Annotated in this window: 24 protein-coding genes and 1 pseudogene; 9 read left to right on the top strand and 16 right to left on the bottom strand. The window is 69.4% G+C overall.

The annotated features are described in order from the left end of the window. Nucleotides 1-7 precede the first annotated feature (7 nt). The 4 genes from QF037_RS04360 (at nt 8) to QF037_RS04375 (ending at nt 4,221) form a co-directional block, all read left to right on the top strand. Nucleotides 8-1,135 (top strand): 4Fe-4S binding protein, encoded by a 1,128-nt coding sequence (locus QF037_RS04360; RefSeq protein WP_307021972.1) that lies wholly within the window; start codon nt 8-10, stop codon nt 1,133-1,135. After that, nucleotides 1,132-2,430, top strand: coding sequence for a DUF3533 domain-containing protein (locus tag QF037_RS04365; RefSeq protein WP_307021974.1), 1,299 nt, complete (start codon nt 1,132-1,134; stop codon nt 2,428-2,430). Before QF037_RS04360 ends, QF037_RS04365 begins: the two co-directional genes overlap by 4 nt. A gap of 234 nt (nt 2,431-2,664) precedes the next feature. Further along, nucleotides 2,665-3,234, top strand: a complete 570-nt coding sequence (locus QF037_RS04370; protein WP_307021976.1) for a TetR/AcrR family transcriptional regulator — start codon at nt 2,665-2,667, stop codon at nt 3,232-3,234. A 171-nt stretch (nt 3,235-3,405) separates the two neighbouring features. Continuing rightward, nucleotides 3,406-4,221 carry an oxidoreductase gene (locus QF037_RS04375; RefSeq protein ID WP_307021978.1) on the top strand — a complete coding sequence of 272 codons (816 nt, stop codon included), beginning with the start codon at nt 3,406-3,408 and terminating at the stop codon, nt 4,219-4,221. A gap of 226 nt (nt 4,222-4,447) precedes the next feature. On the opposite strand, the gene QF037_RS04380 is transcribed toward QF037_RS04375, so the two are convergent. The 3 genes from QF037_RS04380 to QF037_RS04390 all read right to left on the bottom strand — a co-directional run bounded on the left by QF037_RS04380 (nt 4,448) and on the right by QF037_RS04390 (nt 5,530). After that, on the bottom strand, nt 4,448-4,828 hold the full coding sequence (locus QF037_RS04380; RefSeq protein WP_307036978.1) for a toxin Doc: 381 nt from the start codon (nt 4,826-4,828) through the stop codon (nt 4,448-4,450). Next, entirely contained in the window at nt 4,828-5,067 is a 240-nt protein-coding gene (locus QF037_RS04385; RefSeq protein WP_307021980.1) for a hypothetical protein, read from the bottom strand. Before QF037_RS04385 ends, QF037_RS04380 begins: the two co-directional genes overlap by 1 nt. Before the next feature lie 67 nt (nt 5,068-5,134). Then, nucleotides 5,135-5,530, bottom strand: coding sequence for a VOC family protein (locus tag QF037_RS04390; RefSeq protein WP_307021982.1), 396 nt, complete (start codon nt 5,528-5,530; stop codon nt 5,135-5,137). Nucleotides 5,531-5,674: 144 nt separating this feature from the next. Between QF037_RS04390 and QF037_RS04395 the strand changes: the two genes are divergently transcribed. Further along, complete coding sequence (locus QF037_RS04395) at nt 5,675-6,724, top strand: hypothetical protein (protein WP_307021984.1); 1,050 nt, start codon at nt 5,675-5,677, stop codon at nt 6,722-6,724. 52 nt (nt 6,725-6,776) lie between these two features. Here the strand turns inward: QF037_RS04395 and QF037_RS04400 are convergent, their stop codons facing one another. The 10 genes and pseudogenes from QF037_RS04400 to QF037_RS04445 form a co-directional block, all read right to left on the bottom strand. Continuing rightward, complete coding sequence (locus QF037_RS04400) at nt 6,777-8,897, bottom strand: PQQ-dependent sugar dehydrogenase (RefSeq protein WP_307021986.1); 2,121 nt, start codon at nt 8,895-8,897, stop codon at nt 6,777-6,779. 204 nt (nt 8,898-9,101) lie between these two features. Beyond that, complete coding sequence (locus QF037_RS04405; protein WP_307021988.1) at nt 9,102-10,265, bottom strand: sugar phosphate isomerase/epimerase family protein; 1,164 nt, start codon at nt 10,263-10,265, stop codon at nt 9,102-9,104. A gap of 61 nt (nt 10,266-10,326) precedes the next feature. Beyond that, nucleotides 10,327-10,523 (bottom strand): annotated as a pseudogene (locus tag QF037_RS04410) (alkaline phosphatase family protein); the annotation flags it as partial. A 21-nt stretch (nt 10,524-10,544) separates the two neighbouring features. Next, complete coding sequence (locus QF037_RS04415; RefSeq protein WP_307021990.1) at nt 10,545-11,696, bottom strand: inositol-3-phosphate synthase; 1,152 nt, start codon at nt 11,694-11,696, stop codon at nt 10,545-10,547. A gap of 535 nt (nt 11,697-12,231) precedes the next feature. After that, on the bottom strand, nt 12,232-13,239 hold the full coding sequence (locus QF037_RS04420; protein WP_307021992.1) for a sugar phosphate isomerase/epimerase family protein: 1,008 nt from the start codon (nt 13,237-13,239) through the stop codon (nt 12,232-12,234). 145 nt (nt 13,240-13,384) lie between these two features. After that, nucleotides 13,385-14,599: a Gfo/Idh/MocA family protein gene (locus QF037_RS04425; RefSeq protein WP_307021993.1), complete on the bottom strand. Its 1,215-nt coding sequence runs from the start codon at nt 14,597-14,599 to the stop codon at nt 13,385-13,387. 68 nt (nt 14,600-14,667) lie between these two features. Next, entirely contained in the window at nt 14,668-15,717 is a 1,050-nt protein-coding gene (locus tag QF037_RS04430) for a substrate-binding domain-containing protein (RefSeq protein ID WP_307021995.1), read from the bottom strand. Nucleotides 15,718-15,818: 101 nt separating this feature from the next. Beyond that, nucleotides 15,819-16,847 carry an ABC transporter permease gene (locus tag QF037_RS04435; RefSeq protein WP_307021997.1) on the bottom strand — a complete coding sequence of 343 codons (1,029 nt, stop codon included), beginning with the start codon at nt 16,845-16,847 and terminating at the stop codon, nt 15,819-15,821. Beyond that, complete coding sequence (locus QF037_RS04440; RefSeq protein ID WP_307021999.1) at nt 16,844-18,367, bottom strand: sugar ABC transporter ATP-binding protein; 1,524 nt, start codon at nt 18,365-18,367, stop codon at nt 16,844-16,846. The genes QF037_RS04435 and QF037_RS04440 overlap by 4 nt, the downstream gene beginning before the upstream one ends. Nucleotides 18,368-18,742: 375 nt before the next feature. Further along, complete coding sequence (locus tag QF037_RS04445) at nt 18,743-19,924, bottom strand: ROK family transcriptional regulator (RefSeq protein ID WP_307022001.1); 1,182 nt, start codon at nt 19,922-19,924, stop codon at nt 18,743-18,745. 441 nt (nt 19,925-20,365) lie between these two features. Between QF037_RS04445 and QF037_RS04450 the strand changes: the two genes are divergently transcribed. Continuing rightward, complete coding sequence (locus QF037_RS04450; protein WP_307022003.1) at nt 20,366-20,791, top strand: MarR family winged helix-turn-helix transcriptional regulator; 426 nt, start codon at nt 20,366-20,368, stop codon at nt 20,789-20,791. Between the two features lie 166 nt (nt 20,792-20,957). Continuing rightward, nucleotides 20,958-21,419 carry a MaoC/PaaZ C-terminal domain-containing protein gene (locus QF037_RS04455; protein ID WP_307022005.1) on the top strand — a complete coding sequence of 154 codons (462 nt, stop codon included), beginning with the start codon at nt 20,958-20,960 and terminating at the stop codon, nt 21,417-21,419. A 58-nt stretch (nt 21,420-21,477) separates the two neighbouring features. On the opposite strand, the gene QF037_RS04460 is transcribed toward QF037_RS04455, so the two are convergent. The 3 genes from QF037_RS04460 to QF037_RS04470 are packed head-to-tail and all read right to left on the bottom strand — an operon-like array spanning nt 21,478 to nt 23,457. Next, nucleotides 21,478-21,702 carry a hypothetical protein gene (locus QF037_RS04460; protein ID WP_307022007.1) on the bottom strand — a complete coding sequence of 75 codons (225 nt, stop codon included), beginning with the start codon at nt 21,700-21,702 and terminating at the stop codon, nt 21,478-21,480. Nucleotides 21,703-21,730: 28 nt separating this feature from the next. Then, complete coding sequence (locus QF037_RS04465) at nt 21,731-22,675, bottom strand: LLM class F420-dependent oxidoreductase (protein WP_307022009.1); 945 nt, start codon at nt 22,673-22,675, stop codon at nt 21,731-21,733. Next, nucleotides 22,672-23,457 (bottom strand): ABC transporter ATP-binding protein, encoded by a 786-nt coding sequence (locus tag QF037_RS04470; RefSeq protein WP_307022011.1) that lies wholly within the window; start codon nt 23,455-23,457, stop codon nt 22,672-22,674. Before QF037_RS04470 ends, QF037_RS04465 begins: the two co-directional genes overlap by 4 nt. A gap of 271 nt (nt 23,458-23,728) precedes the next feature. Here QF037_RS04470 and QF037_RS04475 point away from each other — a divergent pair, with 271 nt between their 5' ends. Both QF037_RS04475 and QF037_RS04480 read left to right on the top strand, forming a co-directional pair. Then, entirely contained in the window at nt 23,729-24,757 is a 1,029-nt protein-coding gene (locus QF037_RS04475; RefSeq protein WP_307022013.1) for an ABC transporter substrate-binding protein, read from the top strand. A 58-nt stretch (nt 24,758-24,815) separates the two neighbouring features. Beyond that, a complete protein-coding gene (locus tag QF037_RS04480; protein ID WP_307022015.1) occupies nt 24,816-25,553 on the top strand; it encodes an ABC transporter permease in 738 nt (245 codons plus the stop codon). Nucleotides 25,554-25,618 lie beyond the last annotated feature (65 nt).

Consider the following 25,618-nt stretch of genomic DNA (forward strand, 5'->3'; position numbering starts at 1 on the left):
AGTACGGATGACTGCCGCGCGCGACGCCGACGGGCAACCGACGACCCCGGCTCCCCGGCTTCCGGCGAAGTTGGCCGCCCACCCGTCGGTACAGGCTGTACTGGCCCGGCGCAGGGCCGGTGCCGCGGTGAGTCCGCCGGGGGTGATCGACGCGGAATGGCTGCGCGAGCTGTGCCTGGCGGCCGGCGCGGACGATGCTGCGGCGGTGAGCCTCGACCACCCCGACCTGGCCGGTGAGCGCGAGCACGTACAGTCCGCGCTGCCCGGCACCCGCACCCTGATCGCGATGGCGATCCGAATGAACCGCGACAACTGCCGCTCCCCCGCCCGAAGCGTGGCCAACCAGGAGTTCCACCAGAGCGACGAGAAGGCCAACCACGCCGCGCGCGGTGTCACCCAGGCACTCCAGGACGCCGGCTACCGGGCCCTCAATCCTTCGGTCGGCTTCCCCCAGGAGATGGACCGATTCCCCGGGCGCATCTGGGTGGTGGCGCACAAGACGGTCGCGGTGGCCGCGGGGCTCGGTGTGATGGGCCTGCATCGCAATGTCATCCACCCGAAGTTCGGCAGCTTCGTCCTGCTGGCCACCGTCCTGGTGGACGCCGAGGTGAGCACGTACGGGCAGCAGCTGGACTACAACCCCTGCATCGACTGCAAGTTGTGCGTCGCCGCCTGCCCGGTCGGCGCCATCGCCAAGGACGGCGCCTTCGACGCCCTGGCCTGCACCACGCACAACTACCGGGAGTTCATGAGCGGGTTCACCGACTGGGCGCAGACGGTGGCCGACAGCGAGGACGCCGCCGACTACCGCTCCCGGGTCACCGACTCCGAGAGCGCCTCCATGTGGCAGAGCCTGTCCTCACCCCCTGGCTACAAGTCCGGCTACTGCCTCGCCGTCTGCCCCGCCGGCGAGGACGTGCTGGGCCCCTACCTGGACGACCGCAAGTCGTTCATGGACACCGTGCTGCGACCGCTCCAGGACAAGAACGAAACCCTGTACGTCCTGCCGGGCTCCCACGCGCAGGAGTACGCCCGGCGCCGCTTCCCGCACAAGCCCGTCAAGGAAGTGACCGGCGGCTGGCAGCCCCCGGCGAAGCCTTCCGCGTCCACCGACCGAGAGACACGTACGTCATGAGTGGCATTCACCCCTTCCGCGTCCTGCGCGCCAAGCCCCTGTGGATCGCGAACGGCGTCATCACGGGCGTGCTCGCCCTGCTGTTCGCCGTGTTCTACGTCGGCGCGAACATCGACCCGGTCGATCACATGACCAAGTTGCCCGTCGGCCTGGTCAACGCCGACAAGGGAGCCGTCGTCGGCGGCAAGCAGGTCAGCCTCGGGGACCGGATCACCGAGTCGATCAAGAAGTCGACCGCGAGCGGGGACAAGATCGACTGGAAGGTGATGGACGAGAAGGAGATGAAGGACGAACTCGGCGAGGGCAAGCTGTACGGCGCGCTCGTCGTCCCGGCCGAATTCACCTCGTCCGCCACCGCGTTGACCGGCCCCGGGACCACCGGGACCCCCGTCCGTCCGACGCTGACGGTGCTGACCAACCAGTCCGCCGGCAGCGTGGGATCGAGCCTGGCCCGGGCGGCGACGACGCAGGCGGCCGAGAACGCCTCGCTCCAGGTGGGCAGGGAACTGACCGCCCAGAGCGGGACCGTGCAGGCAAAACTGCCCGCGGCGGCACAACTCCTCCTTGCCGATCCGGCCGCGGTCACCGTCAAGGACGGCCATCGGCTCGACTCGCACAGCGGCCTGGGCCTGACGGCGTTCTATTACGCGCTCGTCCTCGTGGTCTGCGGCATGCTCTCCGCCAATGTCATCAGCGGCCAGGTCGACCACGCCCTCGGCTACACCCACAACGACATGGGCCCGCTGCGCCTGCACCGCCCGCTGATCCGGGCGACCCGGGTGCAGACCCTCGCCATCAGCAGCACCCTCATGGCTGTTCTGTCCCTGCTGATGGCCACCCTGGTCATGGTGGGTGCGGTCGGCCTCATGGGGATGGACGCCGCCCATCTGCCGCTGCTGTGGCTGTACTCGGTGTGCGCCATCGCGGTCTCCGGGATCGGTGCGCTCACCCTCCTGGCCGTCTTCGGTACGCCGGGCATGCTGGTGGTCACGCTGGTCTTCATCGGGATGGCGGTGCCGACGGCCGGCGCCACCACTCCGCTCCAGGCGCTGCCCGGCTTCTACCGCTTCCTCGCGGAGTTCGAGCCGCTGCGACAGATCACCGGTGGCATCCGTTCGATCCTCTATTACGACGCCCAGGGTGACGCGGGGCTGACGCGGGGCTGGGTGATGATGGCCGCCGGTCTCGTGACGGCCGCACTGTTCGGCTTCGGCGCGCTGAGGTGGTACGACCGCAAGGGGCTGCACCGCATCCCGGCCGAGACGAAGCCCGAGAAGGCCGCCGTCCCCGCGTAGCCGACGCGACGCACCGAGGAAGCGGCCGCTACTGGGAATGGGACCGATGCGCGTCGCCCCGTAGGCACGGGACGCGCGCGCATCCTCGAGGCTCGGCGACGGCCCTTCCCCCGGGGCCGTCGCCGAGCCGCCTCTCGTTGGCCCACAGGTGTCCGCACGGTCTCGACGGCCTACCCGACACCGCAAGTAAACCGATCGGTCTCAAATCCCGTCGATTCGAGTTAACCTCGTGACATGACCACCGAAGTGAAGCCAAGCCCCAGAGCGCGGCTGCTGGAAGCAGCGGCCACGCTCACCTACCGAGACGGTGTCGGCATCGGCGTCGAGGCGCTGTGCAAGGCGGCGGGAGTGTCGAAGCGCTCCATGTACCAGCTGTTCGAGAGCAAGGACGAACTGCTGGCGGCGAGCCTGAAGGAGCGCGCCTCCGCCTTCGTTGCCGAGCTGCTGCCGATGGCGGACGACGACCGCTCACCCCGCGAGCGGATTCTGCACGTCTTCGGCCGGATGGAGGCGCAGGCGGGCGAGCCCGACTTCCGGGGCTGCCGATACCTGGCCGTTCAGGTCGAGCTCAAGAATCAGGCCCACCCCGCGAGCCAGGTGGCCCACCAGATCAAGGCGAACCTGACGGCCTTTTTCCGTTCCGAGGCCGAACAGGGTGGCGCGAGCGATCCCGACCTGCTGGCCCGCCAGCTCATCCTCGTCTTCGACGGCGCCAGCGCTCGCGCGGGAATCCAGGCCGACGACCTGACCGGGCTCATCGCTCCCACCGTGACCACCCTGCTCGACGCGGCACACATGCGCTGAGGCGCCCCGCACCCCGTCCTGGAGCAGGCTCGACGGCCGAAGCGCTCAGCGGGTAGAAGCCCTTGAGCGCGAACTCGGCGATCGCGGCGCGGATGACGGGCTTGCACATGGAAACCGACCGGTTTACAGTGAGGGGAAACCGATCAGTTTTGCACCAGTCAGGAATTCATCATGGCGACGAACCGGCCAGTGGCACTCGTGACCGGCGCTTCCTCCGGCATCGGCAAGGAAACCGCTCTCGCGCTGGCCGCATCGGGTTTCACCGTGGTGGGCACAAGCCGTGACACCTCACGCGTCGCCCCGCTCGACGGCGTGACATTCGTCGGCCTCGACGTGGCCGAGGACACCTCGGTCACCGCCGCGGTCCAGGAAGTGAGCGAGCGGTTCGGACGGATCGACGTCCTGGTCAACAGCGCCGGCGTCGGCTCGATGGGCGCGTCCGAGGAAACCTCCCTCGAACAAGTCCAGGCCCTCTTCGACACCAACGTCTTCGGGGTCATGCGCATGGTGAACGAGGTCCTGCCGCACATGCGCGCGCAGCGACGCGGTCGCATCATCAACATCTCGTCCGTCCTCGGGTTCCTGCCCCAGCCCTACATGGCCGCCTACGCCGCCTCCAAGCACGCGATCGAGGGCTACACCGAGTCCCTGGACCACGAGGTCCGAGACCACGGCATCCGGGCACTCATCGTGCAACCCGCCTACACCAGGACCGGATTCGAGGCCAACAGCGCCAAGCCCGACATCCCCCTGCACGCCTACGCGAAGCAGCGCCTCGCCGTCGACCGCCTGATGGCGGACGCGGTCAGGGACGGCGACGCCCCCACCGTCGTCGCCAAGGCGATCGTCGCGGCAGCGACCGACGCCAAACCGAAACTGCGCTACACCGCCGGCCCCATGGCCGGACGCGCACGCATACTGCGCCGCGTCGCTCCCGCCCAGGTCTTCGACAAGCAGATCCGCAAGATGAACCAGCTGGCCGGCTGACGTCCGCCGACATCCAGGACCCCGCAGGACGAAGGCCGACCCCCGCGACATCGCCGTAGCCGCATTTGAGGGCATCGAGGCAGGGGCCCACGAGGTGCTGACCGACGACACCACCCGCTGGGTCAATTCCCAGCTGTCCGCTGGCCTGGAAGCGATGTACGCCCAGCTGAAGTCGTAGCGCACGCGTCGGCGGCGTCGCCACTTCCCCGGCTGGTCCCTGCCCCGGTCAGATCTTCCAGGAGCGCAGTTGGTCCGCGACCTCGGGAACGCGCAGGCGGGTGTCGCGGATCTTCCGCACGAGCTCGGACAGGGCGCCGTACGGCGGGTCGATGCCCTCGCCGGACTGGCTCATGTACTGGGCTGTGACGAACGCGGCGTACAGGCCGTTGCGGTACGGGAGGGGCTCGAGGCGGACGATGGTGTGCATGAGCGCAGCGGCGCGCCATGCGGCGTCCGGGTCGGCGGCCTGAAGGGTGGGCAGCTTGGTCTTGTGCCGGGCGACGGCGGCGACCAGCGCGGAGTAGTCCGCTACGGACATGTCCTCGTCGTTGCCGAGGGCGGCCTCCTGGACATCGAGGAGCCAGGAGACGTCGATGTACAGGTGGATCAGGCGGCTGTGGCTCCGCCCGGGCGCTCGGCGGGCGGCACGTCGTCGGGGAAGGCGTCGTCGAACTCCCCGCGCAGCCGATCGGCCCAGTGGCTCGCGCCCGTGATGAACTGCCTGCGCTGCATCTCACGGACACCGAGGTCGTGCAGGTACTGCTTGAGGCTCTTGCCGTCGGCGGCCGCGGCCGCGCGGACTCCTTCGAGCTCCTCGTCGGTGAACGACACGTTCAGGGATGGCATACACCCGATGGTACCTAGTAGGTGCCTGCCGTGCGAGACATTCGGCGCCCAGGATGCCGCTCGCCATCTACGTCTGCGGGGCCAGGGTGCGCAGGACGCAGAACTCGTTGCCCTCGGGGTCTGCCATGACCACCCAGTTTCGGTCCGGGCCCTGGCCCACATCCGTCTTGGTGGCGCCGAGGCCGAGCAATCGGGTCACCTCGTCCTCGGTGCTGCCGTCGATCGGACTGACGTCGAGGTGAAGGCGGTTCTTCACGGTCCTGCTCTCGGGCACCTGGATGAACACGAGGGTGGGCGGCATCTGGCGGGCCCGGACATCCTCGACGGTCGGCTCCCAGGATCCGATCTCCACCTTGCCCTCGCCCCGGTCGATCACCTTGAAGTCCAGGACCTCGCACCAGAAGCCCGCGAGGCGCTCCGGATCGTGGCAGTCAACGACCAACTCGGTGAACCTACTTGTCATGCCTCTCCCCGATCGTGCGGACGGGCTCACAGTATTGGCCCGTGCCGCTCATCAGATACGCGAGAAGGCCGCAACTCTCTTTGTCCGGCAGCGAGTCCCGCCCGGATATGCTGCCGCTTCGGTTTTGGGGAGCGGGGGGAAACCATGATCGGTAGCAGTGACGCCGTCAGTCAGATCCCGGTGCCGCCGCGTTTGGGCGCTGTCGTCGATGTGGCGCCCGTGCGTGGCAGCGATCGGCCCATCTGGCTGACGTTGAGCGAGGACGGCATGGTCAGCCGGTGGGACGTGGCCAGCGGTGATCAAGAGGCCCTCGCGGCCACCGAGGTTCCGGAGGAAGATCGCGAGGCATGGGGTGACTGGGTGCTCCGCAGGCACCTGCACGCCTCCCACGACGGCATGTTCGCCGCGGTGGTCAATGACTTCGGCCGCTATGGCGAGGTGGTCGACCTCCAAACCGGCGATTGGACCCTGGAACTGGACAACCATGGTGACAACCAGGGCGACAACGAGGACACAGTGCCGTTCTCACTGGAGTTCGCGCAGAGTCGCGGGCGTTGTGTGGTGATCCACCGCACGGGCTGGAACCGCCTGGATGTGTCGGACGCGCAAACGGGGGCGTTGCTGACCGACCGCTCGATCCCGGCGCCGGAACACGAACTCGACTACTTCCACGGCGCGCTGTACGTGAGCCCTGATGGGAAGCGGATCCTGGACGACGGCTGGGTGTGGCATCCCGCCGGGATCCCTGTGGTGTGGGATTTCGACTCCTGGATCGAAGGCAATGTCTGGGAATCCGAGGACGGTCCGAGCCGGCTCGATGTCTGCGACCGGGGCGACGCCTGGAACCATGGCATGACCTGGATCGATTCGGCCCGGGTCGCCGTCGTGGGTATCAGGGATGTCGACGGTGAGGTGCCGTCCGGGGCACGGATCTTCGATACGAGTCGAGCCGTTCAGAGTGGACCGCGCGACCCGCTGGCCGTGGAACTGCTTGCGTTCGAGGGCCCGGCCGGCCGCTTGTTCAGCGACGGTACTCACCTGTTCAGTAGTGGTGACACCGATCTGTCGATATGGGATCCGGCCGAGGGGAAGCTCCTGGGCACCGTTCCCGACTTCTCCCCCACGCATTACCACCCGGGTGCCCGGCAGTTCCTGCGGCTCGACGACGGCGTGGTCCGTCTCTGGACTGCCTGACCGGTAGCGGGGCGCCGATGGTGGCGCCCCGCTGCGGTGTCGTCGCGTTGGATCAGTCGGTCGGTGTCAGGGCGACCTCGGCGCTGCCCGAGAGGGACGGCAGGCCGTCGGGGGGCGAGTCCGTGTAGGTGGCGTTGAAGACCGCCTTGAGGTTGTCCGAACCGGAGTGACCGCCGTCCACGAAGGTCACGAACGATCCGGAGCAGCCGTTGCTCGTGGAGAGCGGGTGGCCGTGCGAGTCGTGGCCGAGGATGAACGAGACGCTGACCCTGGCGCAGTCCACCGGCTGGTCGTCGGTGACGGTGACCTGCCAGGTGACCGTGTCGCCCCAGTGGAACGGCGTGCCGCCGTGCGGGGCCGGGTCGGTGGTGAGCGAGACGGTGGGCGCTTTGTTGCCGACCACGACGGAAACGGAGGCGGAGGCCGAACGCCCGGTGCTGTCGGTGACCTTCAGCGTGGCGTCGTAGACGGCGTTGTCGGTGAAGGTGTGCTTCGGGTTGGCCTCCCTGGAGTCCACGGTGCCGTTGGCGTCGAAGTCCCAGGCGTAGCGCAGGGCGTCACCGTCGGCGTCCTTGGTGCCGGCGCTGGAGAACTGGACCGTCAGCGGGCTGGTGCCGTTGACCACGTCCGCGGCGACCTTGGGCTCCGGGGTGCGGTTGCCCCGCGTGAAGTCGATGCGGGAGAGCTGGGCCTCGGGCAGTTCCGCGAAGTAACCGGTGCCGTACTCCAGGACGTACAGCGCGCCGTCGGGGCCGAACTCGGCGTCGATCGGTCCGTCCGTCGTGATCGAGGGGATCGCGTCCTCGATCTTCAGAACCTCGTTCTTCTTGCCGAGGGTGATGGCCTTCATCTGGTCGCGGGTCCACTCGTAGAAGAGCGGCTTGCCGTCGAAGTACCGGGGCCAGCGGTTCTGGGCCTTGTTGTGCTGGTCATAGCTGTACACCGGGCCGCCCATGGGGCCGATGCCGCCCGTGCCGAGCTCGGGGAACTCCGCGGAGGCTCCGTAGCCGTAGACGATCTCCGCGTCGGTGACCGGGGGCAGCTCGCTGCGGCCGGTGTTGTGGCGCGAGTCGTTGACCGGCTTGGCGCAGTTGAAGGCGCCGCTGGAGGTCTGGGTGGCGAAGTCGTAGTCCTGGTACGGCATGTCCTGGGTCACGCAGAACGGCCAGCCGTAGTTGGCGGGGCGGTCGATGACCATCCAGCGTCCCTGGCCGGCGGGGCCGCGGCCCGGGTTGGCGGTGTTGGCGTCGGGCGAGTAGTCGCCGACGTAGACCTCGCCGGTCTTGTCGTCCACTGCGAAGCGGAACGGGTTGCGCAGGCCCATGGCGTAGATCTCGGGGCGGGTCTTCGCGGTGCCGGGCGCGAAGAGGTTGCCCTTCGGTATGGCGTAGCCGCCGTTGGGCTTGGTCTTGATGCGCAGGACCTTGCCGCGCAGGTCGTTGGTGTTGCCCGCGGTGCGCCGCGCGTCGTAGGCGGGGTTGCGGTCGGCGCGGTCGTCGAGCGGGGCGTAGCCGTCGGAGGAGAACGGGTTGGAGTCGTCGCCGGTGGAGAGGAAGAGGTTGCCCTTGTTGTCGAAGTCGATCTTGCCGCCGACGTGGCAGCAGATGCCGCGGTCGGCGGGCACGTCGAGGATCTTCTGCTCGCTGGCGTAGACGAGCTTGTTGCCCACGAGCTTGAACCGTGACAGCCGGGTCACGCCCTTGTACTTGGCGAATTCCTGGGCCGTGCCGAACTGCGGGGCGTCGCCTTCGTTGACGCCCGGGGTGGCCGGGTCGTCCATGGGGGTGTCCAGGCGGGGCGAGTAGTAGAGGTAGACCCAGCGGTTCTTGGCGAAGCCGGGGTCGACGGCGATGCCCTGCACGCCTTCCTCGTCGTGCTGGTAGAGCCCGGCGGGGCTCTTCTTCATGTCGGCGGCGAGGAAGTTCACGCCGCTCTTGGGGTCGTGGATGCGGACCTCTCCGGTGCGCGCGGTGTGCAGCACCCGCCGGTCGGGCAGGACGGCCAGGGCCATGGGCTCGCCCGGGCGGTCGTTGAGGGTGACCTTCTGGAAGTCCGACGAAGCCGGCGGTGCGGGGTCCGGTTTGGCGGCCTGTGCCGGGGTGAGCGGCAGGAGCCCGACGGCTCCGGCCAGCGCAGCCGCCCCCGCGAGGGTGACGATCCGTCTGTTGCGCACTCAGAACTCCTTTGGTCTGGCCGGCGGGTGAAAAGCCAGGCGAAATGCGTGAGTTGGACGCTAGGGCGCACACTTTCAACTCGTCAAGGACAAAGTTTCAACCTTTTCGAGGAAAGTTCGTCTTGGGTTGCGGGTCCTTTCGGGCAGGCCCGGGGGCCCGCCCGACGTCAAGGCGCCCGGGCGGGCGCTACGGGTGACGCTGCGTCAGTTGCAGGGGCGCAGGGCCGCGAGGTTGCCGTAGCCGATGCGGGCGAACTCCAGGGACTGGCCGGGAACCGTCGCGCTCGGTGCGTTGTCCTGCTCGACCATCGGGTTGTGGTAGTTCTTCGCACCGACCCGGGTGAAGAACTTCCGGTAGTCGATGTCGCCCGTGCCGAACGGCACCATGTCGTAGCCCATACCGCTCTGGAGGTTGACGACGCCGTCCTTGGCGTGGAAGAGCGGGAAGCGCTGGGTGTTGCGGACCACGAGTGCGGCCGGGTCGAAGACGTCCTTGCGCTGCGAACCGTCGTGGGCGGTGTACGTGTGGAACTTGTACTGGGCCACGTGTGCCCAGAAGACGTCCAGCTCCAGATAGACGCTCTTGCGGTCCGTCGTCTTCAGGAAGTACTCCAGCTTGCGGATGCCGGAGCTGCGGGTCGGCCGGCCCTGGGCGTCGAGGGGGCCGCCGTCGAGCAGGAAGTCGTAGGCGCTGTCGTGGTTGTGGGTGTAGAGCTTGATGCCCTCGCGGCGGGCGATGGCGCCCAGGGTGTTCCACTTCTGCGCGGCGGCGTCCCAGTCGGCCCGGTAGGGGGTGTTGACGGGGTCGGCGCCGGTGCCCATGTGCTCCATGCCGAGGATGTTGGATATCTCCAGCCAGCGCTTGAAGGTGTCCAGGTCGGCCGTCGTCAGGGGCCAGGACGGCGGGATGAAGCCGTGGCTGCCCTGCGCCCGCAGCCCGTACTCGTCGAGCCAGGAGCGCAGCAGCTTCGCGCCCTGGACGGTGCCCAGATCGGCGCCGCCGGGCGCGTTGGCGTGCTGGCCGTATCCGGCGAACTCCACCTGGCGGTAGCCGAAGCGCGACAGCTGCTTGAACACCTCACGGAAACCGGAGGGCAGGTCGGAGGCCAGCGGGTCGCGGCCGACCGCGTCACGGACGGTGTAGAGGATGATGCCGCGCTTGTGCGGCGGGACCAGAGCGGAACGGCCCCGGTCATCGCCGGCGGCTGCGGATCTGTCCTGTGCCAGGGCGGGCGCGGCGCCGAAGACCGGGGCGGCGATCGCCGCGCCGGTGACGGCCGTGCAGGTGGTGAGGAAACGGCGGCGGCTGACGCCGAGTGTGCGGCGCAGGGCGTCGCTGGTGACGGCTTCGTCGTTGAACGCGGTCACAGGGGTTCTCTCTTTCGTTGTCGCGGTGCTGCGGATGCCTGACGTCGCCGTCCCGGGCGAAGCCGGCGAGCCGCAGGAGAAGGGACTTCACTTCGGTGGCCGCGACGCGGCCGGACACTGTGCGGGGGGTGGGGACAAGGACGAGCGGACTTTCGTCGTCGCTCGCGGGAGGCGGCCGTGGCTGGCGCTCGGGCGTGAAGGGTCATGGGGGACGACGGCGAGCAGGTGGCGCATGCGGGGCTTCTCGCGGGCCGGCGCCTTGGGATGGAAGGGAGCGGATCACTGGGCCTCCCGCAGGCGGTCGGCGAAGGACAGCAGTGCGGTGAACTGCTCCGAGAGCCCGGCCGGGCCCGCGTCGGGGTCCTTGAAGTAGAAGCCCAGTTCCGGCAGCGGTCCGGACAGGCCCGCCTCGTGGGCGCGGGCGACCAGGCGGGCCAGGTCCAGCACGAGCGGTGCGGCCAGGGCCGAGTCGCAGCCCTGCCAGATGGTCTGGAGGATCATGCGCGAGCCGAGGAAGCCTTCGAAGGCGATGTGATCCCAGGCGGTCTTCCAGTCGCCGAGCACCGGCACGTCGTCGATGTGCACCTCACCCTGCGGTGTGTGCCCGAGGGTTTCGGCGAGGACGCGTTCCTTGCCGGCGTTCTTCGCCGCGGCCGCGCCCGGGTCGGCGAGCGCCGCGCCGTCGCCTCCGCCCAGCAGGTTGGTGCCGGACCAGGCCCGCACGGGCAGGGCGCGCTGGACGAACATCGGGGCGAGCACGGCCCGCAGCAGCGTCTGGCCCGTCTTGCCGTCACGGCCCGCGTGCGGAAGCCCGCCTGCCGCGGCGGCTTTTGTGAGGGCCGGGGTGCGCAGCCCGGTGGACGGTGTGAAGTTGACGTAGGGGCAGCCGGTCCGCACGGCGGCGGCCGCGTAGAGGGAGCTGGGCGGCAGTCGGACGGCGTCGGGTGCGGGCAACGGCTCCGTGGAGGAGACGTTGACGACGACCACCCGTGCCAGTGCGTTGCGCTCGCGGAAGGAGGTGAGGTCGGCGGCGAAGTCCGTGATGAGTTCCTCGTCGCCGCGCGGGTCGTTCGGGAGCGGGCCGCCCGGCCGTATCTCCTCGTCCGCGGCCTGGAGTTCGGCGCGCACGGCGGGGGCGAGGCCGTGCGGGAGGACGCCCGCCTCGGTGAGGTGTTCGGCCCGCTTGGGCAGCGGGCAGTGGGTGGTGTCGTGGCCGCCGAACACGAGTGAGGTCAGGGGCGGCACGCCGGAGCCGTCGAACGGCGGCGTCTCGGTGACCATGCCGGTCGGCGGATGCAGTGTGGCGGCGACCGCCGCGCATCCGGCGACGGCCGTGGTGGCGACCGATCCGCGGGCTCCGACGAACCAGACGCCGGTGCGTGCGGTCGGCCCGCCGGTCTGGGGCTCCGATGCTGTCCCGTCGTTGTTCACGGGCTGCCTCCCTGCCATGTCGAGGTACCGATGTGGTGTGGAGGACGGTGGGTCGGGGGCCCGGGGGCCTGCCCGTCCACCGTCGGCATTGGGGCGGCTTCGGCCGCGGCCCAGGAGGACTCCTCCGTGTTCCGCGCGGTTACGGCGTGCGCGGGGGCGGCAAGGGGCCGCCGGTGAGAACTGCGGGATACCTGAGGGCTCGTCACCCTGCGCCGTGCAGGGGCGTCCTCCGGGGCCGGTCGCACGAACCGTGCGCCGTGCGACCTGAATGCGGCGTCAGTTTCGAACCACTGTGTGGTGCTTGTGCACGAAGGGACCGTAGCCCCGTTCGTCCTCGACCGGAACCCTTTGCGCACCGAAGCAGCGAACTTTTTCCTTGATCAGGACAAAGTGGGGTCGGGGCAGCCCGGACCGGCCCGGCGGCTCTCCCGCCACCGGGCACCGACCCGGCCGGCTCTCCCCAGGTCACGGGAGGCGGACCCGGTTCGCCGACGCCCCAACTACGCGTGAGCGGAACCGATATGCGCCAGGAACGCTAGTTGTCGCCGCCCGCGAAGGCGGCATCGAAGGACGCCGAAGGCGGGTCGAAGTCGAACCGCTTCAGATGGGCGAGCGCACGCGGCGCGCCGACGAGGCGGTCCATGCCGGCGTCCTCCCACTCCACGGAAACCGGCCCGCCGTAACCGATCGAACGCAGCATCCGGAACACGTCCTCCCACGGCACGTCGCCGTGCCCGGCGGAGACGAAGTCCCAGCCCCGCCGCGGGTCTCCCCAGGGCAGATGGGAGCCGAGCCGGCCGTTGCGCCCGTCCAGACGCCTGCGAGCCTCCTTGCAGTCGACGTGATAGATCCGGTCCCGGAAGTCGTAGAGGAAGCCGACCGGGTCCAGGTCCTGCCAGACGAAGTGGCTGGGGTCGAAGTTGAGGCCGAAGGCCGGCCGGTGGTCCACCGCCTCCAACGCCCGTTGCGTGGTCCAGTAGTCGTAGGCGATCTCGCTCGGATGGACCTCGTGGGCGAAGCGGACACCCTCGCTGTCGCACAGGTCCAGGATCGGGTTCCAGCGCTCGGTGAAGTCCTCGTAACCGCGCTCGATCATCCGCTCCGGTACCGGCGGGAACATCGCCACCAGATGCCAGATCGACGATCCGGTGAACCCGACGACCGTATCGACGCCGAAGGCGGCCGCGGCCCGCACCGTGTCCTTGATCTCGGCCGCGGCCCGTCGGCGTACCCCCTCCGGCTCCCCGTCGCCCCAGATCCGGGCGGGCAGGATGCCCTGGTGCCGTTCGTCGATGGGGTGGTCACACACGGCCTGGCCGACGAGATGGTTGGAGATCGCCCAGCACTTGAGGCCGTACTTCTCCAGCAGGGCGTGCCGTCCGGTCAGGTAGGACGGATCGGCAAGCGCCTTGTCGACCTCGAAGTGGTCGCCCCAGCAGGCGAGTTCGAGGCCGTCGTAGCCGAACTCGGCGGCCAGTCGGCACACTTCCTCCAGCGGCAGATCGGCCCACTGACCGGTGAACAGGGTGAACGGGCGTGGCATGGTGCCTCCGAGCGGGAATCCTGGCGGCTCTCTAAGCGGCCTTGGCGAAGTCGAGTGCGGCACCGCGCCCCGTAAGGGGCGCGGGGAACTGCGCGAACAGCCCCCACCGGCCCGCGGTTTCCGTACTGCCCTTCCAGCGCAGCGCTTAGCGGACTTCGGCCTCGACGGCCTGGACGGGGGTGTAGACGGAGTTCTTCTGCGCGCTCTCCTCCACCGCGGCGAGCACCCGCTGCACCTGCAGCCCGTCGGCGAACGACGGCACCGGGTCCGTCCCCGACGCGATCGCCTCGACCAGGTCACGGGCCTGGTGGACGAAGGTGTGCTCGTAGCCGAGCGCATGGCCCGGCGGCCACCAGCCCTCCAGGTAGGGGTGCTCGGCCTCGGTGACGACGATCCTGCGGAACCCCGCCGTGGCGGCGGGCTCCCGGTGGTCGTGGAAGGACAGTTCGTTGAGCCGCTCGAGGTCGAAGGCGAGCGAACCGGACTCGCCGTTGATCTCCAGCCGCAGGGCGTTCTTGCGCCCCGACGCCATCCGGGACGCCTCGAACGTGGCGAGCGCCCCCGAGGCGAGCCGCCCGGTGAACACGGCGGCGTCGTCGACCGTCACCGGAGCGCGCTGGGCGCCGCCGGAAGCGGACAGGCCCGAGGAGGCGCCGTCGAGACGGGGGCGCTCCTTGACGAAGGTTGCCATCTGGGCGGAGACGCCGACCAGCGGCTCACCCACCAGGTACTGCGCGAGGTCGACGATGTGCGCGCCGAGGTCACCGAGCGCCCCCGACCCCGCGTGCTCCCGCTGCAGCCGCCAGGTCAGCGGGAAGTCGGGATCGACCAGCCAGTCCTGGAGGTAACTGACCCGCACGTGGCGCAGCGTGCCGAGCCTGCCGTCGGCGATGAGCCGGCGGGCGAAGGCGAGGGCGGGCGCCCGCCGGTAGTTGAAGCCCACCATGGCCAACTGCCCGCGCCCGCGAGCCTCTTCGGCGGCCGCGGCCATGGCCTCCGCCTCGGCGACCGAATTGGCCAGCGGCTTCTCGCACAGCACGTGCTTGCCCGCCGCCAGCGCCGCGATCGCGATCTCCGCGTGGCTGTCGCCCGGTGTGCAGATGTCGACGAGCTGTACGTCATCGCGGGCGATGAGGGCACGCCAGTCGGTCTCCGCCGCGGCCCAGCCGTGCTTGTCGGCCGCCGCCCGCACGGCGTGCGCGTCGCGGCCGGCGATCGCGGCCATGACCGGCCGCAGCGACAGGTCGAACACGCGCCCGACGGTGCGCCAGCCTTGTGAGTGCGCGGCCCCCATGAACGCGTAGCCGACCATGCCCACGCCGAGTGCCGGCGGTGCGGTCCGACTGTCCCTCTGTTCCATACGGATTCCTCCTCGTCGGAGTGTCACTGACTCATCACTGTGTTCGCGGGGCGCACGGCCCGGCCCGGTCAGATGAAGCCGGTCGGCAGGTACTGGTCGACGTTGTCCTCGGTGACCACGGCCGAGTACAGGGTCAGCGAGGACGGGATCTCGAACTCGGCGAGGCCGCCGACGCCCTTGCCCTGGCCGAGCGCCCGGGCGAGATCGATGGCGGAGGCGGCCATCGTCGGCGGGTACAGGACGGTCGCCTTGAGCACGCTGTCGCCGGCCTTGATGGCGTCCATCGCGGACTTGGCACCCGCGCCGCCGACCATCAGAAAGTCGTCGCGGCCGGCCTGCTCGATGGCGCGCAGCGCGCCGACGCCCTGGTCGTCGTCGTGGTTCCACAGCGCGTCGAACTTCGACTGGGCCTGGAGCAGTTGCGCCATCTTCGCCTGCCCGGACTCCACCGTGAAGTCGGCCGCCTGGCGAGCCACCTTCTTGATGTTGGGGTAGTTCTTCAGGGCGTCGTCGAAGCCCTTGGTGCGCTGCTGGGTCAGCTCCAGGTTGTCCAGGCCGGCGAGTTCGACGACCTTGGCGTTCTTCGTGTCCTTGAGCTGTTCGCCGATGTAGTGGCCGGCGTTGAGGCCCATGCCGTAGTTGTCGCCGCCGATCCAGCACCGGTAGGCCTGCGGGGAGGCGAAGACGCGGTCCAGGTTGATGACGGGTATGCCCGCCCGCATGGCCTGCAGGCCGACCTGGGTGAGTGCCTTGCCGTCGGCCGGCAGGATCACCAGGACGTCGACCTTCTTGTTGATCAGGGTCTGGATCTGGCCGATCTGCTGGGCGGTGTCGTTGGACCCCTCAGTGATCTCCAGCGTGACGTCGGAGTACTTCTTCGCACGCGACTTGGCGTTGTCATTGATGGCGTTGAGCCAACCGTGGTCGGCCTGCGGTCCGGCGAAGCCGATGGTGACGGCCTTGCCCGGCTTGTCGTCGGCGACCGGGGCGGCGTTGTCCGCGGCCGGTTCCTGGTCCTTGGGCTCATTGCTGGTGCAGGCCGTCAGCAACGCGCCGGCGGAAACGGCTGCGGTGCCGAACAGCAGCGCTCTGCGGCTGGTGGCGGGGGTTCTTGCCATGGCGGATCGACCCTTCGACTGGGCGGTGTACGTCGGTTGGGGAAGCCGGGGTGCCGGACGGCGGGGTCAGGGGCCGCCGTCCGGCGGTGTGCGGTACGGCGTCAGGTGTCGCCGTGCAGCGAGCGGCGCTGGACCAGGACGGCGGCGACGATGATGGCGCCCTTCGCGATCTGCTGGACAGCGGTCTCGAGGTTGTTCAGGGCGAAGATGTTGGTGATCGTGGTGAAGATCAGGACACCGAGGACGGAACCGATGATGGTGCCGCGGCCGCCGCTGAGCAGGGTGCCGCCGATGATCGCCGCGGCGATGGCGTCCAGCTCGTAGAGGTTGCCGTTGGTGTTCTGGCCCGAACCGGCGAGCACGATCAGCATGAACGCGGCGATACCGCAGCACAGTCCGGACAGCAGGTACAGGTACAGGCGCTGGCGGCGGACGTCGATGCCGGCGAGGCGGGCGGCCTCCGCGTTGCCGCCGACCGCGATCGTGCGGCGGCCGAAGGTGGTGCGGTTGAGCAGCAGCCAGCCGATGACGGTGACCGCGCCGAAGATCAGGACAAGGGGCGGGATGCCGAGGACGTAGGCGTCCCTGCCACCGAGATCGAGCACCGAGTCCACGCTCACGACCTGGGTGCTGCCGTCCGTGATCTGCAACGCCAATCCACGGGCCGAGGCGAGCATGGCCAGCGTCGCGATGAACGGGACCATCCTGCCGTAGGCGATCAGCAGACCGTTCACGAGGCCGCAGCCCACACCGACGATCACCGCGGTGAAGAGGATGCCGGCGAACCCGAACTCCTGGGTCGCCACGGTCGTCGCCCACACCGAGGCGAGAGCCACCATCGCGCCGACCGACAGGTCGATCCCGCCGCTGGTGATGACGAAGGTCATGCCGACGGTGACGACGCCGATCACGGACGCCTGGGTCAGGACGAGCTGCAGATTGCTCGTCGCCAGGAACTCGTCCGGTGCGGTGATCCCGCCGACCGCGACGAGGACGGCGAGGACGCCGAGCAGGGACAGCGTGCGCACGTCCCACCGCAGCACGGGGCGACGTGAACTGCCCTGATCCCCCGCGGACTTGGCGTCGGACGTCGGCGTTTGCTTCTGCGCCGCGGTGGCCGGTTGCGTCATGGCGTCGGGCTCCCTTCCATCACAAGATCGAGTACACGGTGCTCGTCGAGCTCCCGGGCGTCCGCGGTGTGCACGACGCTGCCTTCACGCAGCACCAGCACCCGGTCGGCGAGACCCAGGACCTCAGGCACCTCACTGGACACGAGAAGTACGGCCAGGCCCTCGTCGGCCAGCCGGCGAATCACGGCGTAGAGCTCCGCCCGGGCGCCGATGTCGACACCCCTGGTCGGCTCGTCCAGCAGCAGCACCTTGCAGCCCCGCAGCAGCCAGCGTGCGAGGACCGCCTTCTGCTGGTTGCCGCCGGACAGGGTCCTGATCGCGGCATCGGGATTGTCCGGGCGCAGAGACAGTTCCCGAACCGCCTGGTGGGTCGCGGCCCGCTCGGTCCGCCGGTCGATCCAGCCCGCGCGGGCGAACCTGGACAGGGTGGAGACCGAGACGTTGCTGCTGACGGACTCCAGCATCAGCAGGCCCTGCGCCTTGCGCTCCTCGGGCGCCAGGCCGATACCGGCGCGGACGGCCGCGCGGACGCTTCCCGGGCGCAGAGGTGTGCCCTCGACGAGGACCCGGCCGCCGTCAGGCCTGCGAGCCCCGTAGATCGTCTCCAGGATCTCGCTGCGGCCGGATCCGACGAGCCCGGCCAGACCGACGATCTCACCGGGCCGCAGCTCCAGATCGACGGGCGCGAACTCCCCTCGCCGGGTGAGCCCCTCGACCGCCAGCACCGGATCCTTCCCCGCGGCGAACCCGGTGTCGGGGCGCTCGGGGAAGACGTACTCCACATTCCGGCCGGTCATCAGGGACACGACCTCCTGGGTCGGCGTCGACTCGGCGGGCAGACCGCCCGCGACCGACCGGCCCTCCTTCAGGACCGTGACCCGGTCGCCGATGCGCCGGATCTCCTCGAGGCGGTGGGAGATGTAGATGACGGCGACCCCCTCAGCCGTCAGATCACCCACGATCCGAAAGAGGTTGTCCACCTCCTCGGGGTCGAGCGCCGCGGACGGCTCGTCCATCACGATCAACCGGACCTCGTGGGACAGCGCGCGGGCCATGGAGACGATCTGCTGCTGCGCCGCGGACAGGTCACCGACGAGTCGCGAGGGGGCGATCTCCGAGTGCCCCAATCGTTCCAGCAACTCCGCGGTCGCGGTACGGGCGGCGGAGCCGCGCACGACGAACCCGGCGGAGGTCGGCTCGTGCCCGAGGAAGACGTTCTCCGCGACGGACAGCCCCTCGATCAGGTCGAGTTCCTGGTAGATGGTGGCGATACCCAGGCGCATGGCGGCGATCGGCGACCCCAGGGTCACGGCCTCGCCCCGCCAGGTGATCTCACCGCTGTCGGGCTGGTGTGCTCCGGCGAGCACTTTGATCAAAGTGGACTTGCCGGCTCCGTTCTGGCCGAGCAGGCAGTGGACTTCGCCGGCCTGGACCTCGAGATCCACACCGTCCAGGGCGCGAACACCCGGGAACGACTTGGTGATACCGGACATGGTGAGCAGGGGCGATGGTGGTGCCATGAGGAATCCCCTCGGCGGGTACGGGCCGTGAACGAGCGGAGCCGGACAGGGTGGTTCGGGTACGTGGACAGCTCTGGGAAGCCCGGGGCGGCGTGCCGCCGGGGCGCAGGGGCTGAGCAGGGCACGGCAGGCCCAATGGCCTGGGAACTGTGGGGTGTTGGGGGCCGGCCGTCGGCGCTTCAAGCGATGGATACGGCAGGGCTTTGGTGGTGCGGTGGTGTTGCCGTGGTGCTACGGGTCTCGCGATGGCGCCTTGGGGTCACCGAGGCGCGATGGTTGTCGGGCGACGCCAGTGGGGTTGCCGTGACGTCGTAGCGAGGCCGCGGGGTGCAGTGGCGTGAGTGGTGATCCGGTGCAGACCGGGTCGAGCAGCGGTCAGGCGGGCGAGAAGACGTGGTCGCTGATGAGCCGGGCCGCGCCGATCGCTCCGGCTGCCGGTCCCAACTCCCCCAGCACGATCGGCAGATTACGCGTGGCGAGCGGCAACGACTGCCGGTACACCTGGGTCCGAACGCTGGCCAGCAACGTGTGCCCGAGCCCGGTCACACCGCCGCCGATCACCACCAGCCCCGGATTGAAGAAACTGACAAGCCCGGCGATGACCTGCCCCAGACGCTTCCCGCCCTCCCGAATCAGCTCCAGGGACACCGCGTCCCCTGCCGCCGCCGCAGCCGACACGTCCTCGGCCGTCAGACGCCCGGCCGTCTCCAGCCGGGCGGCAAGCTGCGCGGAGCGGCCCTCACGTGCGGCCTGCTCAGCGTCACCGGCCAACGCGGCCCCGCTGAAGTGGGCTTCCAGGCAGCCCCGGTTGCCGCAGGCGCAGGGGCGGCCACCGGGCACGGCCTGGATGTGCCCGATGTCGCCCGCACTGCCCGTCGCACCGCGGTAGACCTCACCGCCGACGACGATGCCGCACCCGATACCGGTGCCGATCTTGACGCAGAGGAAGTCGCCCACGGAACGCGCGACGCCCGCGTGCTGCTCCCCCATCGCCATCAGGTTCACGTCGTTGTCGACCATGACCGGGCAGCCCAGGTCCTGGCTCAGCGCCTCCCGGACCGGGAACCCGTCCCAACCCGGCATGATCGGCGGAGCCACCGGCACACCTTCGGGAAAACGGACCGGCCCCGGCACGCCGATGCCGGCACCGTCGAACCCCTCCGCGAGCCCCGTCGCCCTCAACTTCGCGGCCATGGACAGGACTTGCTCGAAGACCGCGACCGGGCCCACGCGCACGTCCATCGGTTGATTCAGATGCCCCAGAACCTCCAACTCCGCATTCGTCACAGCGACGTCGATGGACGTGGCACCGATATCGACACCGAGAAAACGCAGCGTCGGCGCGAGCCGGATGTTGTGCGACCGCCGACCGCCCCGGGACGGTGCCAGCCCGTCCGCGGCAACCAGCCCCGTCTCCAGCAGCCGATCCACTTCGACGGCCAGCTTCGAGCGGGACAGGTCCACCAGATCACCGAGCTGGGCACGAGAGTTGGACCCGTTGTCACGCAGTAGACGAAGCAGCCGCGCCTGATGCGCGTTCTCAGGTCGAGCAGTCATCCGTCGCACGATCCCTCCCCTCCCCTCACCCATGGCCGAGGTTCCAGGCGCCGGTCCGCACCGACTGCGCCGTCAGGCCGTTGCAGAGGAACGTAACAACGATTTTCCAGACTGGGAAGTACTTACGCTGGAGTAGGGCGCTTCTTTTTCCACACTCAGGACAAAGTCTGGATGGGTGAGGTTCCGCGGGAGCAGACGGCCTGGCTACCGGGACAGATTCAGGTCGGCCCACTGCAGGTTCGTGGCGTCCAGGCACGGCCACGGTCTCCGGCGCGAGGCCGTGGCGCTCGCGCCGGCCCAATAGCTGATGTCGGGCTGGTCCTTCTCCTTCCGGATCGCGCTACCGGAGAGGGTGCGGTGTCGGCGGTGAGGGAGAGGGCGCCATCGCGAGTTGCACGACACAACCTTGACAGTTGCATCGCGCAACTCAATGATGGCGCCATGTCGGCACAGGACGAACCCCTCGACGTGATCCACGAGGCGATCATCCTGTTCTCCCGTAACGCCAAGGTGCGCGAGAACAGGATGTACGACGACCTGTCCTTCGTCGCCTACACGATGCTGTCGTACGTGGGGTCCTCCCCCCAGCCGACCGCCTCCGATCTGGCGGAGCGATACGGCCTGGAGAAGTCCACCGTCAGCCGTCAGTTGTCCACGCTCGAAGACGACGGCCTTCTACGACGGGTGACCCACCCGTCGCGGCCCAGGACCAAGTTGCTGGAACTCACCGACACCGGTCTCGCCTGCCTGGCCCGCGTCAGGCAGCACCAGCGCGAGGGCCTCGAGGAGCGGCTCGGCCGATGGCCGGACGAGGACGTCGAGACGTTCGGCCGTCTGCTCTGGCGGTTCGTCACGGAACTCGACTGAGGCCGCCTGGGCCGGCCCGCCCGACGGAAGAGGACCGGGCCGCCATCAGCCACCGCGACAAGGACACGAACGGAGACCGCATGCGACACGGCGTACACATCAACTGGTCCGCCCGACACCAGGACCCTGCAGGGTCCGCGCCGACGCCGGAACGGTGGTGAGTGCCATGCTCTACGCCGAGGACCTTCACCCCGGGACCCTGTTCGAGCTGGGCAGCACCAAGGTGTCCAGGGAGGAGATCCTCGACTTCGGCCGCCGCTTCGACCCTCTCCCCCTGCACACGAACGAGGACGCTGCGGCCGCGAGCCGCTTCGGGGGCCTCATCGCCAGCGGTTTCCACACCGCCGCGCTGCTTCAACGCCTCGTGGTGGACGCGGTGTTGTCGCGCGCCGCCCTCATCGCCGGCCGAGAACTCGGACCCGTGCGCATGCGGGCGCCGGTCAGGCCCGGCGACGTACTGCACGGCTCCATGGAGATCATGGAGGTCCGCCCCCGCGACGACGGCACAGCCGTGGTCCGCAGCCGGGGCACCCTCACCAACGACTCCGGCACCGTCGTCATGGAGGTCCAAGGCGAGACGCTCTGGGAACAGAGGCCTGCGGGCGAGAGCGCGAGCGGCGCGGTCTGACGCATCGTGGGGGGAGGACTTCCCGCCACCGTGCCGCCCCGGCCAGGCTCCGGCGGCCTCAGCGCAGAGTGAAGAAGATCATGGGGTTGTCCCTGGTGTCCCGGAGAGGGTGGCCCAGGGCAAGGGACCGTTTCACGTCGTTCAGGCGGTCGTGGGTCTCGGGGGCATGCACCCGCGAGGCGGTGGAACAGGCGTTCTCCCGGTCGGCGAGCCGGCACAGGACGACCGCGCCCTCGGCGAACGGCAGCAGGCGGCGGCCGTGGAAGACGTCATGGGCGCACACCGGGATGCCCGGCCGCGGCTTTCACGCTCTACAACTGCGGGAGCACCTCACCGGCGATGAGTTCCAGGTGGTCGAGGTCATCGAAGTCGATCAGCCGCAGATGGATACGGGTCGTGCCGATCGCGGCGAACTCACCGAGCCGTTCGACGAGTTGGGCCGGGGATCCGACCACCGCATCCTCCGGCGGCAACGCGCTCTTGGCGCGGAGCGGGGCGGCCCTCCGTCGCACTTCCGCGTCCGTACGACCGATGGCCGCCACGACACCGGCCGACAGCACCAGTGGTGGCCGACCGGCGCCGACCCGACCGGTCCGGTCACACGCCTCGGCAACCCGTCGGTACGCCCGGGCCGTCTCCGCCACCGACTTGAAGGGCATGTTGAACTCGTCGGCGTACCGGGCCGCCAGCTCCGGGGTGCGCTTGGGGCCGCGGCCCCCCACGATGATGGGCGGCCCCGGCACCTGCACAGGCTTCGGGAGGGCGGGCGCGTCGACGAGCTGGTAGTGGTCGCCGCGATAGCTGAAGCTCTCGCCGACCGGTGTCCGCCACAGGCCGGTGATCACCGCCAGCTGCTCCTCCAGCCGATCGAAGCGCTCCGGGGCGGGCGGGAACGGGATGCCGTACGAGGTGTGTTCCCGTTCGTACCATCCCGCGCCGAGCCCCAGTTCGACCCGCCCCCCGCTCATCCGGTCCACCTGCGCCACCATCACGGCGAGCGGCCCCGGCAGCCGGAAGGTGGCCGAGGTGACCAGGGTGCCCAGCCGGATCCTGGAGGTCTCCCGGGCGAGCGCGCCGAGCGTGAGCCAGGCGTCGGTGGGGCCGGGCAGGCCGGGATCGGCACCCATCGTCTGATAGTGATCGGCCCTGAAGAAGCCCTCGAATCCGCCGGCCTCGACGAGTTGTGCGAAGCGCCGCTGATCCTCGTAGTCGGCGCCGCGGTGCGGCTCGGTGAAGACGCAGATCCGCAGGCTCATCGCCGCTCCGTTTCGGCCGTCCCGGACAGGTTCCGTTCCATCAGCAGTTCGTGCAGATCGGCGCTGCACCGGGCCACTTCGCCCAGGTGCGCGGTTCGGCCCAGCGTCCTCGGCCGGGGTATGGCGATGTCGACGATCTTGCGGATCCGGCCCGGGCGCGGGGTGAGCACCACCACCCGGTCGGCGAGCAGCACGGCCTCGTCTATCGAGTGGGTGACGAAGACGACGGTGGAGGAGTTCTCGAGGTGGATGCGTTGCAGCTCCACGGCGAGGTCCGCGCGGGTCAGTGCGTCGAGTGCGGAGAACGGCTCGTCCATGAGCAGCACCCGCGGCTCGCCCATCAGCGATCGGCACAGCGCGACACGCTGCTGCATACCGCCGGACAGTTCGTGCGGCCGGTGCTTCTCGAAGCCGTTCAGTCCGGCCGTCTCCAGCAGCCGGTACGCCCGCTCGCGGTGCTTCGCCTTGTTCCAGCCGAAGATCTCCACGGGCAGCAGGACATTGTCGAGGACGGACCGCCAGGGCAGCAGGGCCGGCCGCTGGAACAGCATGGCGACATCGCGCCGGGCTCCCGTGACCCGCTCGCCGCCGATGGTGATCTCGCCCTCGGTGACCGGCAGGAGACCGGCGATCAGCCGGAGCAGCGTGGACTTGCCGCACCCGGACCGGCCCACCACCGCCACGAACTCGCTCTCGGCGATGTGAAGGCCGATGTCCTGGAGCGCCGCCGTCGAGCCGGACCGGCTGGTGAAGCTCCGGGACACACCGGTGAGTCTGATCATCCGGCGGTCTCCCCATCCACGGGCAATCGTCGTGCCGGCCGGGTCCTGTCGCCCGATCAGGCTACCCGCAGCAGGCCGATCGGCGGTACCTGTCGTCCGGTCGATGCATGCCTCAATGACATACACCTGGCCCACAACTACCCATCCCTCGTACGCTGTTGCCTGCACCACGTGTCATGCCCTCGGCAGCTCTGTGCCGCCGTTCCGTCTCGTCTGTCTCGACGCCCCTCCGCCGGCGCGTTCGGCGGCCGGAAAGGACAACACTGTGCGCATGATCCGGTTCGCCCGTACGGTCACCGCGGCAGCCCTGACCACCGCGCTGGCGCTGATGGCGGGCTGCGGCGGCTCGGATTCCGACGCGGACGCCGGTGACGACGGCAAGGCGCTGAAGAAGGTGACCTACCTGACCTCCTTCGGCAGCTTCGGCCGGGACTCGTACGCCTGGGTCGCGAAGGACAAGGGGTTCTTCGAAGAGGCCGGCTTCGACGTGAGGATCAGGCCGGGGCAGGGCACCGGCGGCGTGATCCCGGCCGTCGTGAGCGGCCAGGCGCAGTTCGGCCCGATCGACCTGACGGGAGGTCTGCTGCACATGGGCAACGGCCAGGCGAAGGACTTCGTCGCGGTGGCCGCCATCCAGCAGCACACCATGGCCGCGATCGCCACCACCGAGGGCAACGGCATCGCCACACCGAAGGACCTCGAAGGCAAACGGCTCGCCGACACGCCCGGCTCTGTCGTACGCAACCTCTTCCCGACGTACGCCCGGCTGGCCGGGGTGGACGCCGACAAGGTGACCTGGGTCAACGGCGAGGCGCAGACCCTGATGGGCACGCTCGCCGGCGGCTCGGTGGACGGTATCGGCCAGTTCGTGGTGGGCAAGCCGACCATCGAGGCGGTGACGAAGAAGAAGGCCGTGCTGCTGCCGTACAGCGACGTGATCCCCGACCTGTACGGGAACGTACTGATCACGTCCAAGAAGATCGCCGAGCAGGATCCGGAGATGGTGCGGCGGTTCACCGCCGCGCTGCTCAAGGGCCTGGAGTACAGCCTCGCCCACTCGAAGGAAGCCTCCGAGATCCTGAAGCGGAACGTGGACACCACGAATCCGGCCGCTGCGGCAGCCGAGTTGGAGTTGATGGCCGCGTACGTCACCCCGAAGGACGGTTCCGGCACGACGATCGGAACGCTGGACTCCGGGCGGGTGGCGAGGAGCATCAAGATTCTGGAGGACGCGGGCGCGCTGCCGAAGGGGATGACCCCTGAGCAGATCATCGACTTCGGCCTGGTGCCGAAGGCCTGAGCCCGTGCCACGAGTCGGTCCACGTCGCGGGGCGGGCGTCGGCGTCGGGCTGCTGCCGGTGGCCGGGCTGCTGGTCGCGCTCGGCGTGTGGTGGCTTCTCACGTCGGTGCTGGAGGTGATCCACCCGGCGGTACTGCCTCCGCCGGGTGCTGTGCTCTCGGCGTTCATCGCGACCCCGGTCCGGTTTCTGGAACACACCGGCGACACCACGGTGGAGACGGTGGTCGGGTTCGTTCTGTCCAGCGCCTGCGGAGTGCTGATCGGACTGTCGCTGGCCGCCTCGCGGGTACTGGAGCGCATGTTCACGCCGCTGCTGGTCGCCGTCAACGCGGTTCCGAAGATCGCGCTCGGGCCGCTGTTGGTGGGGGCGCTCGGATGGGGGCAGAAGCCGGTCCTGACCATGGTCTTCCTGCTCTGCTTCTTCCCGATCGTGCTGTCCACCGCGACCGGCCTGACCTCGACCCCGGCGGACCTGGCCGAGTTGGCGCGCTCGCTGGATGCCTCTCGCTGGCAGGCATTCCGGAAGGTCCGCTTTCCCGCCGCGCTGCCGCAGATCTTCGTCGGGTTGAAGGTGGCCATGCCGCTCGCCGCGATCGGTGCGGTCATCGGCGAGTTCCAGGCCGGTGAGGCGGGGCTGGGCTATCTGATCGTGCAAGCCGGCGGGGTGGGCGACACCGCCACCGCCTGGGCCGCGATCATCCTGATCGGGTTGATGAGCATCCTTCTCTACTTTGCCTTGGTGTTGTTGGAACGGTTCGCACTGCCCTGGGTCAGGGACACGACCTGGCACGAATGACGTACGGGACTTTGTCGTCCTGCCGGAGAAATGCCGCGAGGCTCACCAGAGCGTCTGATAGTTTC

It is taken from the genome of Streptomyces canus (genome assembly GCF_030815415.1).
In the GTDB taxonomy this organism is placed as follows: Bacteria; Actinomycetota; Actinomycetes; order Streptomycetales; family Streptomycetaceae; genus Streptomyces; species Streptomyces canus_F.